The following is a 13,270-nucleotide window of genomic DNA, read 5'->3' on the forward strand; positions in this document are numbered from 1 at the left end:
GCTTTCTCCTCGCGCGTCAGGCTGGCTGCCGTTCGCGTCGGTTGCCGTGAATGCGAATCAGCGAAACCAGAGCGTCCACCGACTGGCTAAGGCGACCATCGTTATTTAGCGTCAGACACGCGCTCGGCGTATAGCGCGCCGCGCGCGCCATGCGCTGGGCGATTTCTGTTTCGTTCTCCCGCCCGCGCCGCGCCAGGCGTTGTCTGAGCACCTCCGGTGAAACCTGCAAACAGATAGGCAGGAGGGCGTCAGCATAGCGCGCCTGCGCTTGCGCAAGGTGCGCGCGTGAACCGTTAGCGACCACGTCGAACCCGGCGTGCAGCCACAGGTCAATCTCGATGCCAATACCGTAGTAATGGTGGTTTGCATGCCAGCTGAGGGCAAACAGATGCTGCTCGGCGCGGGTAAAAAACTCTCGCTCGCTGAGGGCGATATGGTTTTCACCGCCCGCATTGGGCGAACGAGTAATGTAGCGGTGCGCTACCAGCAGCTGCGGATGCTCACGCTGGCGCAGCGCCGCCAGCAGGCTGTCTTTACCGGAGCCGGAGGCACCGACCAGCCAAATCAGTTTTCCTGCCATCAGAAGACCCTCTTACCTTGCCGCCAGACGTGATCGATATGGATATGCTCGCCGTGACGGCGCGCCAGCACCAGGTCCGCCCGCTTACCTTCGGCAATCGCCCCGCGGTCGTGCAGCCCCAGCGCCTGCGCCGGGTTTTGACTTACCAGACGAATAGCCTGCGCGAGGGTAAAAGCGTTGCCCTCGTCGTCAGCGATGCGGAAAGCGGCATCCAGCAGGCTGGCGGGATAATAGTCGGAGGAGAGAATATCCAGCAGTCCGCTGGCCGCCAGATGATGGGCGGCGACGTTCCCGGAGTGCGAGCCGCCGCGCACGATATTCGGTGCGCCCATCAGGACGCTCATCCCATGCTGGCGCGAGGCCTGCGCTGCGGCGATAGTGGTGGGAAATTCGGCGATAACGCTGCCAAGCTGGCGTGACTCGAGCACATGTTCGCAGGTAGCGTCATCGTGGCTGGCCAGCGCGATATTCCGCTCGCGGCAGATCGCGGCGATGCGCTGCCGGTTGGGCTGTGACCAGGCAGCCGCCAGCGCCATCTGCTCCTCTTCGAAGGCGTCCATCTGTTCGTTGGTCAGATGGTATTTGCCCTGGTAGTAGTCGCGGTATTTGCTGCGGTCGGCGTACTGGCGCTGGCCAGGGGAGTGATCCATCAGGGAGACCATGCTCACCGGTTCGCGGCCAACCAGCTTCTCGAACAGCGGCAGAGTGGTGTGATGCGGCAGTTCGCAGCGCAGATGCAGCCGGTGTTCGGCGCGGTTGAGGCCCCGCTTTTGCGTCTCCTCCACGGCGTTGATCATCTTTTCCAGGTTCTCCAGACGATCGCCGCCGTCGCGGACATCGCCAATAGCCACGGCATCCAGCACGGTGGTGATGCCGCTGGCGACCATCAGCGCGTCGTGGCTGCTCATCGCCGAGTGGGCGGGCCAGTCCACCTTCGGTCGCGGGGTGAAAAACTTGTCCAGGTTGTCGGTATGGAGCTCGATAAGCCCCGGCAGCAGCCAGCCGCCGTCGCCGTCAATGGCCTCCGCCAGCCGGCTCTGGCTTTCGGCAAAGGCTGAAATTCTGCCGTCCCGCACCTCCAGCGAACCGTTAACCACCTCGTCTTCGAGGACCAGCTTTACGTTGTTGATAATCATGCTGAAATCCCCATGGGGTGCAGGCGGTCGGCGACCTGTTTACGCGTGGCCTCGTCGTGGAAAATGCCGACGATCGACGCGCCGCGGGCTTTGGCTTCCTGGATCAGTTCCACCACGGCGGCGCGGTTTTTGTCGTCCAGCGAGGCGGTGGGTTCGTCGAGAAGCAAGATCGGGTAGTCCACCGCGAAGCCGCGGGCGATATTGACCCGCTGCTGTTCGCCGCCGGAAAAGGTCGAGGGGGCGAGGTGCCACAGACGTTCGGGTACGTTCAGGCGCGTCAGCAGGCGGGCGGCTTTACCGGCGCTCTCTTCGCGCGGGATGCCCAGCTCGAGCAGCGGCTGCATGACGACGTCGAGGGCGGAGATGCGCGGGATCACTCGCAGAAACTGGCTAACCCAGCCGATGGTGGTTTTACGCACTTCCAGGACTTTGCGCGGCGTGGCGGTGACCAGATCCACCCATTCATCGCCGTGGCGGATATAGATGTGGCCGCTATCGGGGAGATAGTTGGCGTACAGCGAACGCAGCAGGGTCGATTTTCCGCTGCCGGAGTGGCCGTGCAGCACCACGCATTCGCCGACATTTACGCTCAGCGAGGCGTCGGCGAGTACCGGCAGACGCACGCCGTTCTGCTGGTGCAGAACAAAGGTTTTATGGATGTTTTCCACGCGAATGGCGTTCATTTTTAGCCTCATCGTGCCTGAATTTCCCCGGATCGCGGCGTGAACGCCTTATCCGGGCTATCTGATGCATTGATTCACGAAGCGCGACCGGGGATCGCCGGAGACGGCGCGTTGCGCCTGTCCGGGCTACCGGCTCGCAGACGGTCCGTCACCCGTAGCACGGTCAGCGCAGCGCCGCCGGGAGTGGACATACGCTCAGTTCTGCAATACCGACGACACCAGCAGCTGGGTGTAAGGATGATGGGGATCATCGAGCACCCGGTCGGTTAAGCCGCTTTCCACCACCTGCCCCTGTTTCATCACCAGCAGACGGTTAGCCAGCAGGCGGGCAACGCCGAGATCGTGGGTCACAATGACTACCGCCAGATTGAGCTCCACGACCAGGCCGCGCAGCAGATCGAGCAGGCGCGCCTGCACCGACACGTCCAGCCCGCCGGTAGGTTCATCCATAAACACCAGCTTCGGCTGCGTCACCAGATTGCGGGCGATTTGCAGACGCTGCTGCATGCCGCCGGAAAAGGTGGTGGGCAGGTCGTCAATGCGCGAAGGCGGGATCTCCACCTCCTGTAACCACTGCCCGGCGGTGGTGCGAATGTGGCCGTAGTGACGGGCGCCGATCGCCATCAGGCGCTCGCCGATATTGCCGCCGGCCGACACCTGGCGACGCAGCCCGTCCATCGGATGCTGATGCACCACGCCCCACTCGGTGCGCAGCAGGCGGCGGCGATCCGCTTCGCTCATCGCGTACAGCGAACGATTCTGGTACCGCACTTCACCCTGCTGCGGCCTCAGGCGGGCGGAAATCGCCTGTAGAAGGGTGGTTTTACCGGAGCCGGACTCGCCAACGATACCCAGCACTTCTCCCGGCCACAGCTCGAACGATACGTCGCTGAAGCCTTTACCCGGCGCATAGAGGTGGGTCAGGTTATTCACCGCCAGTAACGGATAGCTCATTTTTTCTGCTCCTCGCACTGTTGGCGGCAATAGTCGGTATCGGAGCAGACAAACATCCGCTTGCCGCTGTCGTCGAGCACTACTTCATCAAGATAGCTGTGGCGTGAGCCGCAGATCGCACAGGGTTCATCCCACTCCTGAACGGTAAACGGATGATCGTCGAAATCGAGGCTCTCCACCGGGGTATAAGGCGGCACCGCATAGATGCGTTTTTCGCGCCCGGCGCCGAACAGCTGTAGCGCAGGCATCATATGCATCTTCGGATTATCAAATTTCGGAATCGGCGATGGGTCCATGACGTAGCGGCCGTTGACCTTCACCGGGTAGGCGTAGGTGGTGGCGATATGGCCGAAGCGGGCGATATCTTCGTACAGCTTCACCTGCATTACGCCGTACTCCTCCAGCGCATGCATGGTGCGGGTTTCGGTTTCGCGCGGCTCGATAAAGCGCAGCGGTTCCGGGATCGGCACCTGGAAGATGAGGATCTGATCTTCGGTCAGCGGCGTTTCCGGGATCCGATGGCGGGTCTGGATCAGCGTGGCGTCCTCGGTACGTTCGGTGGTCGCGACGCCGGTTACGCGTTTGAAAAACTGACGAATCGATACCGCGTTGGTGGTGTCGTCGGCGCCCTGATCGATCACCTTCAGCACATCATTTTCGCCGATAATGCTGGCAGTAAGCTGAATACCGCCGGTTCCCCAGCCGTAGGGCATCGGCATCTCGCGACCGCCGAAGGGTACCTGGTAGCCGGGGATGGCCACCGCTTTCAGGATGGCGCGGCGGATCATGCGTTTGGTTTGCTCGTCGAGGTAGGCAAAGTTGTAGCCGGTCAGTGCGTTAGCCACGTTGATTCTCCCGTTGCAGGCGTTTAAGTAGCGCCAGTTCGGCCTGGAAATCGACATAGTGGGGAAGTTTTAAGTGCGAAACGAAACCGGCCGCCTCGACGTTATCGGCATGAGCCAGCACAAACTCTTCGTCCTGGGCCGGACCCGCCGCCTCTTCGCCGTACTCCGGCGCCTGGAGCGCGCGGTCAACCAGCGCCATCGCCATCGCTTTGCGCTCGCTCATGCCAAACGTCAGGCCGTAGCCGCGGGTGAAGTGCGGCGGTTCATCCTGAGGGTCGACAAAGCCGTTGACCATTTCGCATTCGGTCATCAACAGTTCGCCAATAGTGACGGTGAAGCCCAGCTCTTCCGGGACGATCTCCACCGCGACGTAGCCGCTGCGAATTTCCCCGGCAAACGGATGGTTGCGCCCGTAGCCGCGCTGGGTGGAGTAGGCCAGCGCCAGCAGGTAGCCCTCGTCGCCGCGCACCAGCTGCTGCAGGCGCGACGAGCGCGAACAGGGATAAACCGGCGGATGGCGGGTGATGTCGTCGGGCTGCGCGTCAGTATCCTGCTCCGCCTTCGCCAGTCCCTGCTGGACGAGCAGATTAAAAACGTGCGGCGTGGCTTCCTGCGGCGCGCTATCGGTCGCCAGCGGCGGCGTTTCGCCGTTGGCCAGTAGGGTAAAATCGAGCAGACGGTGGGTGTAATCGTAGGTCGGGCCGAGCATCTGGCCGCCGGGGATATCTTTATAGACCGCCGAGATCCGGCGCTCAAGGCGCATAGCGGCGGTGTCGACAGGCTCGCTGACCGCCAGTCTTTGCAGCGTGGTGCGGTAAGCGCGCAGCAGAAAAATCGCTTCGACGCTATCGCCGCTGGCCTGCTTCAGCGCCAGCGCCGCCAGCTCCCGGTCGGCGATACCGCCTTCGGTCATGACCCGCTCCACCGCCAGATTGAGCTGTTGGCTAATCTGGTCAACGCTGATTTCAGGAAGCCGTCCATCGCCTCGGCGTTGCTGTTCCTGTAGGGCGTGAGCGGCGACGATCGCCTTCTCGCCGCCTTTGACGGCTACGTACATTAGCAGACCTCGACGTGAGTGGTGCGCGGAATCGCCAGCAGGCGTTCGCCGCAGGTGAGAATCAGATCGATACCCAGCGGGAACGGATGCGGGCGCTCGGTTAACTCTGCAATAATGCATTCCGGCAGCTGCGGGGCGATCATCCGCTCCTCGGCGATCCCGGCGCCGGTCAGGCGCAGCATCCGGCCGCCGCTGAGGCTGGCGAGCTGAACAATCAGCGTAACGCCGGTCTCCGGGGCGACGACGGTACCGGCGGAGAGCACGTTGAGCTGTTCGGCGCTGATGCTGTCACTGGCGACGGCGAAGGTTGCCTGCTGCGGCTGCTCAACCAGCGGCGCGCCGGTATGAAAGCGTAAATTCTGGCCGACCAGATCGTTATGCAGCGTCGGAGCGAGCCAGACCGGCGTCTCGTGATCCACCAGCGTCAGCAGCAGGCTGGTGGTGGCGACGTTCAGCGGCTGCCAGCCGTGCTGAAGCTGCTGCAGGGAGACAATCACGCCCGGCTCGCTCATCGCTTTCAGCAGGCGGCGGAAACTGTGCTGGGCATCCTGCACAGCCAGGGTAAAAGCGGGTTGTAAGGTCATGCGTTATCTCCGCGAACCAGAGTAAAGAAGTCGACCCGGCTGGCGTTGACTTCGGCGCGTCGGGCTTCAATGCGCGCGCTACGTTGTTCTTCCAGCGGGGTTATCAGGGTTTCCATCAGGGTGTGAAAATGGTGTGGCGACTGCATCAGGGCATCGATGGCCGCGCAACGTTCAGCGTGCGGACGATCGCGGCCTAAAATCCAGCTATAGCCGAGCGTGCCGTCGGCCAGGCGGATAGCGGCGCGGGTTAAGGTGGCGTCTCCGGCGAAAAATCGATCGCCGATGCCGCCCATGCGCGCCTGCAGCTGGACCAGCCCGGTTTCCGGGGCGCGAATCAGTTCATACTGCGGCGCGAGCTGCAGCGTTTGCATCCGCGCCGCCAGTTCTTGTGGGTCACTGTGGGCCAGCACGGACATCCAGCGCTGGCGGGTAGCGGTATCAAAGTGCATTCAGTGCTCCATGGTGAATTCAATCATGTCGGCGCGGGTCAGGCTGACGGAGTACTCCGTCGCGCTCTGCTCGCCCTGGCGATGATTCAGGGTGCGCACGCACAGCAGCGGCGCCATATTGGGAATGCCGAGAATGCGGCTCTCTTTGGCCTGCGCGCGGCGGGCGCTGATTTTGGTGCGTACGCGGGTCAGTTCGATATCAAGACGATTGCGCAACAGATCATGGAGCGAGCCGTGGGTAAAGGTTTGCAGAACCGGCCATAGCTGCAGGTCGGCAAAGTAGTGGTCTATCAGGCACAGGGCGACACCGTTAACGCGGCGCAGGGTGCGCAGGTGAATGACGTTATCGCCTTCACTGATGGCAAACGCATCGGCAACGTGGCTACTGGCCGGACGCAGCACCGACCGCAGCTTTTCGCTGGTCGGGTGGCTGCCCTGTTCGAGAAGATTCTGGCTAAAGCGCGCCTGGGCGTTGAGCGGATAATCTATCGGGCGCATCAGTACCAGCACGCCGACGCCCTGACGGCGCTGGACCCAGCCGCGCTCGACAAGCTGATCGATGGCCCGGCGCAGGGTATGGCGGTTAACCTCAAACCGGGACGCCAGCTGCTGCTCGGCGGGCAGATAGTCGCCGCAGCGGTAATGATGGCAAAGCTCTTGCTCCAGTTTGGCGGCAATTTCCTGATATCGCGTGGGGTAACTGGTCGGATGTCTGGATAAGTACATGGCAATCAAGCCTCACTAAGGACAAGAAGGAGTTTTCCTCTGAGCGTGAGCCAATCCTGACGGTTTTTTGTTACGTTTCGGTTAACTCCTGATGACCGGGGGATGAAGAGTTAATGCCGAAGGGATGACAGGTAAGAGGGAATGAACGCACAGAGGCCCTCTACTGAAGGGAGAGGAAAAATCCGGGTGCGGAGTCAGCTGGGCGTGGGGCTGCAGAGCGGCGCAGGGGTAACAAACTGCACCGCCGGGTACCCTCTCCCTTTCGGGGAGAGGGTTAGGGGGAGGGGAAAAGGTCAGCGTTAAGGTTCTTTCACCACGTTGACCATCCACGGGACGCCAAAGCGGTCGATCACTTTACCGAAGCCGTGCGCCCAGAATGTCTCCTGCCAGACCATCTCTATCTGCCCGCCATCGGCGAGGCCGTCAAACCAGCGTTTACCCTCGATAACATCTTGCGGATCAAGCACGATAGTAAACCCGGCGTAGCGCTCCATTTTACTGGAGGGGCTGTCGCTGAGCATCAGGATGCTGTCGGCGATGCGCAGACTGGCGTGGGCGATGCCGTCGGCGGCCAGATGCTGGCCGGAGGGGCAGCCATCCTCTGCGTCATGAATATCCCGCGGCATTTCGCCCCAGGTGATTTTATGGAGCAGTTCAGCGCCCAGCGCCTGCTGGTAGAACGCGATGGCGGCCGCGCAGTTGCCGCTAAAAGCGATATAGGGACTCAGGGGCATAAGCATTACCTCAGGTAACGAATATTCCATTAAGCGTAGAAGGGGATTGCAAAATTAAGCCAGGCGGCAGCGAGGGAAGACGCAAGAAGAGGCGGAAGACGATCGGACAATTCGCATAACGGCACGGGAAAATATATTTCCCCCCGACGACAGGCGCCGGGGGAATAAAATCAGTTCTTTTTAACAAATTCGGATTTTAGCTTCATCGGGCCAAAACCATCAATTTTGCAGTCAATATTATGATCGCCTTCAACCAGGCGGATATTCTTCACTTTAGTACCGATTTTTAGCATTGAAGAACTGCCTTTAACCTTAAGATCTTTTACGACGGTGACGCTGTCGCCGTCGGTGAGTAAATTACCGTTGGCATCTTTGACCACCAGCGCGTCGTTATCATCCGCAGGCTCGGCATTGTTCCATTCATGGGCGCATTCCGGGCAGATAAACATGCCGCCATCTTCATAAGTGTATTCAGAATGGCATTTCGGGCAGTGTGGCAGTTGCATGACGTTCCTCGCGATTACTGGGTAAAACAGGACGTTGGTCCATTAAATGGCGGCTGATAGCCGAAAGTGTAAGTGATTATAGCGCAATCCCGCACTTTTGTCGGGCCTTTTTTATGAGTTACTGCAGGGAAGAAAATGAATATACCCCGTGAAGAGCGACGGGGTTATTTCCATAAAAACCGCCAGATATTTCCGGAAATGTATCGCTAAGTTCCAATATTCATTGAACTTATTGGTTTTGGCCGACTCTGTTTAAGGGTAGGTAAATTTTTGTGAAGTTGATCCCAAATTTAAACGCTGTTAGGGTAAAAAGGCGAGAACGCAAATTCACTACACTTATTAGCGGCCCCGCATATTCATTATGGCCAGAGCAGGCGTCAACAGGTTCGGTTGTACGGACTGTCAGCAGACAGTGCAGGCAAACCTGCTACGCTTGAAATGTGGAGCACAGCAATTCGCCGCTCCCAACGCATGACGCGAATGACCTTGTCATTCGGCGGAGATTCGTGCGCTCAAGGCGAGAGCAAAAGAGGATAATTATGCTTAAAAGGAAAAAAGTAAAACCCATCACGCTTCGGGATGTGACCATCATTGATGATAGCAAACTGAAGAAAGCGATTACCGCAGCGTCGCTGGGTAACGCGATGGAGTGGTTCGATTTTGGGGTATATGGTTTTGTTGCGTATGCTCTTGGTAAGGTCTTTTTCCCCGATGCCAACCCCAGCGTGCAGATGATTGCCGCGCTCGGTACTTTCTCGGTTCCCTTCTTAATTCGTCCATTAGGCGGCCTGTTCTTCGGGATGCTGGGCGATAAATATGGTCGACAAAAAATTCTGGCGATAACCATCGTCATTATGTCGATAAGTACATTCTGTATCGGTCTTATTCCGTCGTATGCCACCATTGGTATCTGGGCGCCGATTCTGCTGCTGCTGTGTAAAATGGCGCAGGGATTCTCGGTGGGCGGAGAATATACCGGGGCATCGATCTTTGTGGCGGAATACTCGCCTGACCGTAAACGCGGCTTTATGGGCAGCTGGCTGGACTTCGGTTCGATAGCGGGCTTCGTGATGGGCGCGGGCGTGGTGGTACTCATTTCCAGCATGGTAGGCGAAGAGAACTTCCTCGACTGGGGCTGGCGTATTCCGTTCTTCCTCGCGCTGCCGTTAGGCATTATTGGTCTTTATCTGCGCCATGCGCTGGAAGAGACGCCGGCGTTCCAGCAGCACGTTGATAAAATGGAGCAGGGCGACCGCGAGGGCCTGCAGGACGGGCCGAAAGTCTCCTTTAAAGAGATCGCCACTAAACACTGGCGTAGCCTGCTGACCTGTATCGGTCTGGTGATTTCCACCAACGTGACCTACTACATGCTGCTGACCTACATGCCGAGCTACCTGTCGCATAACCTGCACTATTCAGAAGACCACGGGGTGCTGATCATCATCGCCATCATGGTCGGGATGCTGTTCGTTCAGCCGGTTATCGGTATGCTCAGCGACCGTTTTGGCCGTCGCCCGTTCATTCTGATTGGTAGCGTGGCGCTGTTCGCGCTGTCGATTCCGGCATTCATCATGATTAACAGTAACGTTCTCGGCCTGATTTTCGCCGGTCTGCTGGTGCTGGCGGTTGTGCTGAACTGCTTTATCGGAGTGATGGCTTCGTCGCTGCCGGCGATGTTCCCGACCCACATTCGTTTTAGCGCCCTGGCCAGCGCCTTCAACATCTCGGTGCTGATTGCCGGTCTGACGCCAACCCTGGCGGCGTGGCTGGTAGAAAGCACGCAGAACCTGATGATGCCGGCTTACTATCTGATGGTAATTGCAGTTATCGGTCTGATTACCGGCCTGTCGATGAAAGAGACCGCCAATCGTCCGCTGAAAGGGGCGACGCCAGCGGCTTCGGATATTCAGGAAGCGAAAGAAATTCTCGGCGAGCACTACGATAACATCGAGCATAAAATCGAAGATATCGATCAGGAGATCGCCGATCTGCAGGAAAAACGTTCTCGTCTGGTGCAGCAGCATCCGCGCATCAACGACTAAACCGTTTTGCTGTTAATCAATGCCGCCGTGGGCTTCCCCGGCGGCATTTTTTTATGCCCCGGCGGGCGCCAGATTATGGCGACGCTGCTGGCTCAGCCTGCGATACTGCTGCGGCGGCATGCCGACATATTTATTAAAAGTGCTGTAAAAGCGGCTGCTGGAGCCGAAACCGGCGGTCAGGGCGATATCGAGGATGGTCTTATCGGTGTCGCTGAGCAGCGCCCGAACGTGATTAATGCGCATCGCGGTAATGTACTGCTTCATGGTTTGCTGCATCACCCGCTGAAAAATCCCCATCGCGTAGTTGGCATTCAGCTTCACATGCTCGGCGACATCGTTGACGGTGAGCGCCCGATCGTAGTGGATGGCAATATATTCCAGCATCTGGCTGACGTAAAACTGGGCGTGGCGCGAAACGCTGTTCTTATGCGTGCGTGAAGTCTTGTTCACCAGAATCGGCTGCCAGCCGGAGAGGCTCAGGCGCTTGAGCATCAGAGCGATTTCATCGATCGCTAACTGGCGGATTTGCTCATTTTCGCTGTTCAGCTCCTGCTGCCAGCGCTGGACTTCAAATACGCTGAGCTGCTGGGCAGCCAGCGATTTCACCACCATACCGTGGGTGACGTGGTTAATAAGCTCCCGATCCAGCGGCCAGGATAAAAACAGATGCATCGGCAGGTTGAAGATAGCCATCTGCCTGCAGGCCCCTGGTCGGGTAAGGCGATGGGGCGTACAGGCCCAGAACAGGGTGATATAGCCCTGCTCGATACGTACCGCTTCATCGTTGATCAGATACTCGACATCGCCGTCGAAGGGGACGTTCACCTCCACCTGACCGTGCCAGTGGCTGGCGGTCATGGCATAAGGAGTACGCAGCTCGATATCCATCCGCTGGTATTCAGAGTAGAGCGCCAGCGGGCTGCGGGGCAGTCGATCGTCGCTGCTGCTCATATACGCGTCGGCGGGATGCGCTGCGCGGGGTTTATCGATCATGATGTAGATTCCTGAATCATCATTCTTGCCGATTTTTGACGCCAGTCAGCGCTTATCTTAGTCGAATTAAAGGCCCGTTTTCTCTTCTTTTTCGCCCATTTATTCCCGAAAAATCAGTTTTCATGCTTGCCGGTAGCCGATCTGAGTTTTCGGGAATGCTCCGGCGGGAAGAGGGCAGCCCGCCGGTAGTCCGGCATGCCACTCTATTACCGTTCACTAACCCTACGGAGAGCACCCTATGTCTGCCCCCAAAATTACCTTTATCGGCGCCGGTTCGACGGTATTCGTCAAAAATATACTCGGCGATGTGTTTCAGCGCCCGGCGCTAAAGTCCGCGCATATCGCCCTGATGGATATCGATGCGACTCGCCTGGAGGAGTCGCATATTGTGGTGCGCAAACTGATGGATTCTCTGGGCGCGGAGGGGGAAATCAGCTGCCATCGCGACCAGAAAGCGGCGCTGCAGGACGCGGATTTTGTGGTGGTGGCCTTCCAGATTGGCGGCTATCAGCCCTGTACGGTCACCGATTTTGAAGTCTGTAAGCTGCATGGCGTGGAGCAAACTATTGCCGATACGCTTGGCCCGGGCGGAATTATGCGCGCGCTGCGCACCATTCCGCACCTGTGGCGCATCTGCGACGATATGACCGAAGTTTGCCCGAATGCCACTATGCTTAACTACGTCAATCCGATGGCGATGAATACCTGGGCGATGTACGCCCGCTATCCGCATATTAAGCAGGTCGGACTGTGTCATTCGGTGCAGGGGACGGCGGAGGAGCTGGCCCACGATCTGGATCTCGACCCGGCGGATTTACGCTACCGCTGCGCCGGTATCAATCATATGGCCTTTTACCTGTCGCTGGAGAAAAAGCTCAGCGACGGCAGCTATGTCAGTATTTACCCGGAGATGCTGCAGGCATTTGCCGAAGGACGCGCGCCGAAGCATCGCGAAGATTCGCGCTGTCAGAACATCGTCCGCTATGAGATGTTTAAAAAGCTGGGCTATTTTGTCACGGAGTCGTCCGAGCACTTCGCGGAATACACTCCCTGGTTTATCAAGCCGGGGCGTGAGGATCTGATTGCGCGCTATCAGGTGCCGCTGGATGAGTATCCGAAACGCTGCGTAGAGCAGGTGGCGAACTGGCACAAAGAGCTGGAGCGGTATAAAACCAGCGAGCGCATTGAGGTCAAACCCTCGCGCGAGTACGCCAGCACCATTATGAACGCCATCTGGACAGGCGAGCCGAGCGTGATCTACGGCAACGTGCGTAACGATAATCTTATCGATAACCTGCCGCAGGGCTGCTGCGTGGAGGTGGCCTGTCTGGTGGACGCTAACGGCATTCAACCGACCAAAGCGGGCAAGCTGCCTGCCCATCTGGCGGCAATGATGCAAACCAATATCAACGTTCAGACCCTGCTGACGGAGGCGATACTCACGGAAAATCGCGACTATATCTACTATGCGACGATGATGGACCCGCATACGGCGGCGGTGCTGGGCATTGAGGAGATCTATGCGCTGGTGGACGATCTGATCGACAGCCACGGCGACTGGCTGCCGGCGTGGGTGCATGGCTAATCAGGTATTGTGCCGGATGACGGCTAGCGCCTTATCCGCCTGGAGGTGGCTTTGCGTTTTTCTCCCGGCTCGCGCTGCGCTTAGCCGGGCTACGGGTTTACCGCCATCAGCGTACACGTAGCCCGGACAAGGCGCGTCAAGCGCCGCCTCCGGGGAACAGCGCGCAATGTTGCTTCAGATTATCTTCCCGGTGGCGCTGCGCTGACCGGGCTACGGGTTTACCGCCATCTGCGTACACGTAGCCCGGACAAGGCGCGTCAAGCGCCGCCTCCGGGGAACAGCGCGCAATGTTGCTTCAGATTATCTTCCCGGTGGCGCTGCGCTGACCGGGCTACGGGTTCACCACCGTCTGTGGACAGGTGGCCCGGACAAGGCGCGTCAAGCGCCGCCTCCGGG

General features: G+C 58.9%; 14 protein-coding genes. 2 read left to right on the forward strand and 12 right to left on the reverse strand.

Translation table 11 applies throughout. From position 1 onward, the window contains the following. Positions 1-16 precede the first annotated feature (16 nt). The 11 genes from phnN to HMPREF3178_RS18265 form a co-directional block, all read right to left on the reverse strand. Positions 17-580, reverse strand: a complete 564-nt coding sequence (gene phnN, locus HMPREF3178_RS18215) for a ribose 1,5-bisphosphokinase (RefSeq protein WP_004117297.1) — start codon at positions 578-580, stop codon at positions 17-19. Next, on the reverse strand, positions 580-1,716 hold the full coding sequence (gene phnM / locus HMPREF3178_RS18220; protein WP_016808416.1) for an alpha-D-ribose 1-methylphosphonate 5-triphosphate diphosphatase: 1,137 nt from the start codon (positions 1,714-1,716) through the stop codon (positions 580-582). Before phnM ends, phnN begins: the two co-directional genes overlap by 1 nt. Beyond that, a complete protein-coding gene (gene phnL / locus HMPREF3178_RS18225; protein WP_017145113.1) occupies positions 1,713-2,399 on the reverse strand; it encodes a phosphonate C-P lyase system protein PhnL in 687 nt (228 codons plus the stop codon). The genes phnM and phnL overlap by 4 nt, the downstream gene beginning before the upstream one ends. Before the next feature lie 195 nt (positions 2,400-2,594). Then, positions 2,595-3,353, reverse strand: a complete 759-nt coding sequence (gene phnK / locus HMPREF3178_RS18230; protein WP_017145112.1) for a phosphonate C-P lyase system protein PhnK — start codon at positions 3,351-3,353, stop codon at positions 2,595-2,597. Further along, positions 3,350-4,198: an alpha-D-ribose 1-methylphosphonate 5-phosphate C-P-lyase PhnJ gene (locus HMPREF3178_RS18235; protein ID WP_004109398.1), complete on the reverse strand. Its 849-nt coding sequence runs from the start codon at positions 4,196-4,198 to the stop codon at positions 3,350-3,352. The genes phnK and HMPREF3178_RS18235 overlap by 4 nt, the downstream gene beginning before the upstream one ends. Next, entirely contained in the window at positions 4,191-5,255 is a 1,065-nt protein-coding gene (locus HMPREF3178_RS18240) for a carbon-phosphorus lyase complex subunit (protein ID WP_016808413.1), read from the reverse strand. Before HMPREF3178_RS18240 ends, HMPREF3178_RS18235 begins: the two co-directional genes overlap by 8 nt. Next, positions 5,255-5,839 carry a phosphonate C-P lyase system protein PhnH gene (phnH, locus tag HMPREF3178_RS18245; RefSeq protein WP_004109396.1) on the reverse strand — a complete coding sequence of 195 codons (585 nt, stop codon included), beginning with the start codon at positions 5,837-5,839 and terminating at the stop codon, positions 5,255-5,257. The genes HMPREF3178_RS18240 and phnH overlap by 1 nt, the downstream gene beginning before the upstream one ends. Beyond that, complete coding sequence (phnG, locus tag HMPREF3178_RS18250; RefSeq protein ID WP_004109395.1) at positions 5,836-6,288, reverse strand: phosphonate C-P lyase system protein PhnG; 453 nt, start codon at positions 6,286-6,288, stop codon at positions 5,836-5,838. Before phnG ends, phnH begins: the two co-directional genes overlap by 4 nt. Beyond that, a complete protein-coding gene (gene phnF / locus HMPREF3178_RS18255; protein ID WP_017145111.1) occupies positions 6,289-7,014 on the reverse strand; it encodes a phosphonate metabolism transcriptional regulator PhnF in 726 nt (241 codons plus the stop codon). A 299-nt stretch (positions 7,015-7,313) separates the two neighbouring features. Next, entirely contained in the window at positions 7,314-7,748 is a 435-nt protein-coding gene (gene yjdN, locus HMPREF3178_RS18260) for a VOC family metalloprotein YjdN (RefSeq protein WP_016808411.1), read from the reverse strand. 170 nt (positions 7,749-7,918) lie between these two features. Beyond that, positions 7,919-8,254, reverse strand: a complete 336-nt coding sequence (locus HMPREF3178_RS18265; protein ID WP_004109392.1) for a zinc ribbon domain-containing protein YjdM — start codon at positions 8,252-8,254, stop codon at positions 7,919-7,921. A gap of 539 nt (positions 8,255-8,793) precedes the next feature. Between HMPREF3178_RS18265 and proP the strand changes: the two genes are divergently transcribed. Then, positions 8,794-10,296: a glycine betaine/L-proline transporter ProP gene (proP, locus tag HMPREF3178_RS18270; RefSeq protein ID WP_004109391.1), complete on the forward strand. Its 1,503-nt coding sequence runs from the start codon at positions 8,794-8,796 to the stop codon at positions 10,294-10,296. 51 nt (positions 10,297-10,347) lie between these two features. On the opposite strand, the gene melR is transcribed toward proP, so the two are convergent. Next, complete coding sequence (melR, locus tag HMPREF3178_RS18275) at positions 10,348-11,289, reverse strand: transcriptional regulator MelR (RefSeq protein ID WP_004109390.1); 942 nt, start codon at positions 11,287-11,289, stop codon at positions 10,348-10,350. 238 nt (positions 11,290-11,527) lie between these two features. Here melR and HMPREF3178_RS18280 point away from each other — a divergent pair, with 238 nt between their 5' ends. Continuing rightward, the gene (locus HMPREF3178_RS18280; protein WP_004109389.1) at positions 11,528-12,874 is read left to right on the forward strand and encodes an alpha-glucosidase/alpha-galactosidase; all 1,347 of its coding nucleotides are present in this window, start codon (positions 11,528-11,530) and stop codon (positions 12,872-12,874) included. Positions 12,875-13,270 lie beyond the last annotated feature (396 nt).

The sequence above is a fragment of the Klebsiella sp. HMSC09D12 genome (genome assembly GCF_001808475.1).
In the GTDB taxonomy this organism is placed as follows: Bacteria; Pseudomonadota; Gammaproteobacteria; order Enterobacterales; family Enterobacteriaceae; genus Klebsiella; species Klebsiella oxytoca.

Excerpts from the sequence above, each read along its gene's own strand:
- phnM (WP_016808416.1), bottom strand. The coding sequence starts at position 1,716 with ATGATTATCAACAACGTAAAGCTGGTCCTCGAAGACGAGGTGGTTAAC.
- proP (WP_004109391.1), top strand. The coding sequence starts at position 8,794 with ATGCTTAAAAGGAAAAAAGTAAAACCCATCACGCTTCGGGATGTGACC.
- melR (WP_004109390.1), bottom strand. The coding sequence starts at position 11,289 with ATGATCGATAAACCCCGCGCAGCGCATCCCGCCGACGCGTATATGAGC.
- HMPREF3178_RS18280 (WP_004109389.1), top strand. The coding sequence starts at position 11,528 with ATGTCTGCCCCCAAAATTACCTTTATCGGCGCCGGTTCGACGGTATTC.
- phnL (WP_017145113.1), bottom strand. The coding sequence starts at position 2,399 with ATGAACGCCATTCGCGTGGAAAACATCCATAAAACCTTTGTTCTGCAC.
- phnH (WP_004109396.1), bottom strand. The coding sequence starts at position 5,839 with ATGACCTTACAACCCGCTTTTACCCTGGCTGTGCAGGATGCCCAGCAC.
- HMPREF3178_RS18240 (WP_016808413.1), bottom strand. The coding sequence starts at position 5,255 with ATGTACGTAGCCGTCAAAGGCGGCGAGAAGGCGATCGTCGCCGCTCAC.
- phnK (WP_017145112.1), bottom strand. The coding sequence starts at position 3,353 with ATGAGCTATCCGTTACTGGCGGTGAATAACCTGACCCACCTCTATGCG.
- phnG (WP_004109395.1), bottom strand. The coding sequence starts at position 6,288 with ATGCACTTTGATACCGCTACCCGCCAGCGCTGGATGTCCGTGCTGGCC.
- yjdN (WP_016808411.1), bottom strand. The coding sequence starts at position 7,748 with ATGCCCCTGAGTCCCTATATCGCTTTTAGCGGCAACTGCGCGGCCGCC.
- phnN (WP_004117297.1), bottom strand. The coding sequence starts at position 580 with ATGGCAGGAAAACTGATTTGGCTGGTCGGTGCCTCCGGCTCCGGTAAA.
- HMPREF3178_RS18265 (WP_004109392.1), bottom strand. The coding sequence starts at position 8,254 with ATGCAACTGCCACACTGCCCGAAATGCCATTCTGAATACACTTATGAA.
- phnF (WP_017145111.1), bottom strand. The coding sequence starts at position 7,014 with ATGTACTTATCCAGACATCCGACCAGTTACCCCACGCGATATCAGGAA.